Origin of the sequence: Nocardiopsis mangrovi, from assembly GCF_042653925.1 — a bacterium.
Taxonomy (GTDB): Bacteria; Actinomycetota; Actinomycetes; order Streptosporangiales; family Streptosporangiaceae; genus Nocardiopsis_B; species Nocardiopsis_B mangrovi.
The window spans coordinates 1-2,576 of the sequence record NZ_JBHSFQ010000078.1; the positions used below are offsets into that span (position 1 = coordinate 1).

1 protein-coding gene is annotated in these 2,576 nt (G+C 63.1%); it reads right to left on the minus strand.

Features of this window, described 5'->3' with window-relative positions; genetic code table 11:
* Nucleotides 1-2,497 (minus strand): ATP-dependent Clp protease ATP-binding subunit (locus ACFO4E_RS29995; RefSeq protein WP_378580688.1); only part of this gene is annotated, 2,497 nt, incomplete at its 3' end.
* Between the last annotated feature and the right edge of the window lie 79 nt (nt 2,498-2,576).

A 2,576-nucleotide genomic window follows, 5' to 3' on the forward strand; every position in this document is an offset into this window, starting at 1 on the left:
CGGAGCCGGCTTCGGCCGCGGCGGTCTCCAACACCGCATCAGGCTTAGGCACACCAGCGAACGTGAACGCCGCCTCCGCACCCTCACCCTCCACATCGATCACCACGATCTGACCCGCACGCAACTCCCCATACAAAATCTTCTCCGACAACACATCCTCGATCTCACGCTGGATCGTCCGCCGCAACGGCCGCGCACCCAACACCGCGTCATACCCACGCGACGCCAACACCCGCTTCGCCCCCGGACGCAACTCCAACCCCATATCACGGTCCTTCAACCGCTCATCCAGCTTCGCGACCATCAAATCAACGATATCGATGATCTCCGCCTCGGTCAGCTGATGGAACACGATCACATCATCCACCCGGTTCAGGAACTCCGGCCGGAAATGCTGCTTCAACTCCTCACCGACCTTCGCCTTCATCCGGTCGTAATTCGTCTTCGCATCATCCTCCTTCGCGAACCCCATCGCCTGACCCTTGGAGATATCCCGCGTCCCCAAGTTCGTCGTCATGATGATCACCGTGTTCTTGAAATCCACATTCCGACCCTGCGCATCGGTCAACCGCCCCTCCTCCAACACCTGCAGGAGGGAGTTGAAGATATCGGAGTGCGCCTTCTCGATCTCATCGAACAACACCACCGAGAACGGCTTGCGCCGCACCTTCTCCGTGAGCTGCCCGCCCTCCTCATACCCCACATAACCCGGAGGCGACCCGAACAACCGCGACACCGTGTGCTTCTCCATGAACTCCGACATGTCCAACTGGATCAGCGCGTCCTCATCACCGAACAAGAACTCGGCCAGGGTCTTGGACAACTCGGTCTTACCCACACCCGAAGGCCCCGCGAAGATGAACGACCCACCCGGACGCTTGGGATCCTTCAACCCCGCACGCGTACGCCGGATCGCCTGCGACAGCGCCTTGATCGCATCCTCCTGACCGATCACCCGCCGATGCAGCTCATCCTCCATCCGCAGCAACCGCGACGACTCCTCCTCGGTCAACTTGAACACCGGGATCCCCGTCGCCACCGCCAGCACCTCGGCGATCAGCTCCTCATCGACCTCGGCGACCACATCCATATCGCCGGCCTTCCACTCCTTCTCCCGCTGCGCCTTCTTCCCCAGCAACCGCTTCTCATCATCACGGAGGCCGGCGGCCCGCTCGAAGTCCTGCGCATCGATCGCCGACTCCTTGTCCCGGCGCACCTGAGCCACCTGCTCATCGAACTCCCGCAGATCCGGCGGCGCCGTCATCCGCCGAATCCGCATCCGCGACCCCGCCTCATCGATCAGATCGATCGCCTTGTCCGGCAGGAACCGATCCGAGATATACCGGTCCGCCAACTGCGCCGCCGCCACCAGAGCACCATCAGTGATCGACACCCGATGATGAGCCTCGTAACGGTCCCGCAACCCCTTCAAGATCTCGATCGTGTGCGCGATCGTGGGCTCATCCACCTGAATCGGCTGAAAACGCCGCTCCAGCGCCGCGTCCTTCTCCAAATGCTTGCGATACTCATCCAGCGTCGTCGCACCGATCGTCTGCAACTCACCCCGCGCCAGCATCGGCTTCAGGATCGAGGCCGCATCGATCGCCCCCTCCGCGGCCCCCGCACCCACCAGCGTGTGCAACTCATCGATGAACAAGATGATGTCCCCACGCGTCCGGATCTCCTTGAGGACCTTCTTCAACCGCTCCTCGAAATCACCCCGGTACCGCGACCCCGCCACCAACGCACCCAGATCCAGCGTGTACAGCTGCTTGTCCTTCAACGTCTCCGGGATCTCCCCCTTGACGATCTTCTGCGACAACCCCTCCACCACCGCGGTCTTACCCACACCCGGCTCACCGATCAACACCGGATTGTTCTTCGTGCGCCGCGACAGCACCTGCATCACACGCTCGATCTCCTTGTCCCGGCCGATCACCGGGTCCAACTTCGACTCACGCGCCGCCTGCGTCAGATTCCGCCCGAACTGGTCCAGCACCAACGACGTCGACGGCGCCTGCTCCCCCGACCCCGACGCCCCCGCCTGCGGCTCCTTGCCCTGATAACCATGCAGCAACTGGATCACCTGCTGACGCACCCGGTTCAGGTCCGCCCCCAGCTTCACCAGCACCTGCGCCGCCACACCCTCACCCTCACGGATCAACCCCAAAAGGATGTGCTCGGTCCCGATGTAGTTGTGCCCCAGCTGCAACGCCTCCCGCAGCGACAGCTCCAGCACCTTCTTCGCCCGCGGCGTGAACGGGATATGCCCCGAAGGAGCCTGCTGGCCCTGCCCGATGATCTCCTCGACCTGCTGGCGCACCGCCTCCAGGCTGATCCCCAGCGACTCCAGCGCCTTGGCCGCCACACCCTCCCCCTCATGGATCAACCCCAGAAGGATGTGCTCGGTCCCGATGTAGTTGTGGTTGAGCATCCTGGCCTCTTCCTGCGCCAGGACAACCACGCGCCGCGCGCGATCGGTGAACCTCTCGAACATGACTCGTCGCTCCTCACAGAGCGGTCAGACAGGGACGGAAAACCCGAACCCCACTTTCCGCAAACCAGCCCCCGGGGAG